This is a genomic window from Rhizobium ecuadorense (assembly GCF_001187535.1).
In the GTDB taxonomy this organism is placed as follows: domain Bacteria; phylum Pseudomonadota; class Alphaproteobacteria; order Rhizobiales; family Rhizobiaceae; genus Rhizobium; species Rhizobium ecuadorense.
In genome coordinates this window covers 1-398 of record NZ_LFIO01001167.1, presented here as the reverse complement: position 1 = coordinate 398, position 398 = coordinate 1, and the positions used below count along the sequence as shown (strand labels likewise).

The 398-nt window shown below is 59.5% G+C and carries 1 protein-coding gene; it reads right to left on the bottom strand.

Going from position 1 to position 398, the window contains the following annotated elements:
• On the bottom strand, positions 1 to 398 hold a 398-nt coding region (locus AF337_RS25345), incomplete at both ends, for an amino acid permease (RefSeq protein WP_152971178.1).

The window sequence follows — 398 nt, the reverse complement described above, 5'->3', positions numbered from 1 at the left end:
TGATACCTGTTACCAGCATTCCACCCATCACCGCATCCTTGCCGGAAGCGTAGATAGCGAACACGCTGTAGAGCATACCGATGATGCAGACGGCGGCGTTCAGCCTGTACTTCGCCTGCGGCACGCCCGCCGCCTTCATGATGACGAACAGGGCCGAGAGTGCGATGATATAGGGCAGCACATTGGTTACCACCGCGAGATTGACCAGAGCGGAAAACTGCTCGCTGAGCGTCGGAGAAATGGTCATCAGCGCAAGACATGTCTGCACGACGCCGAGAATGATCATCCCCTTTACCGGTGCGCCCATCTCGTTCACACGTGAGAATACGGCGGGGAACATTCGCCCCTCAGCGGCCGTGCGCGCGGTCTGCGCGATCGTGAACTGCCAGCCCAGGAGC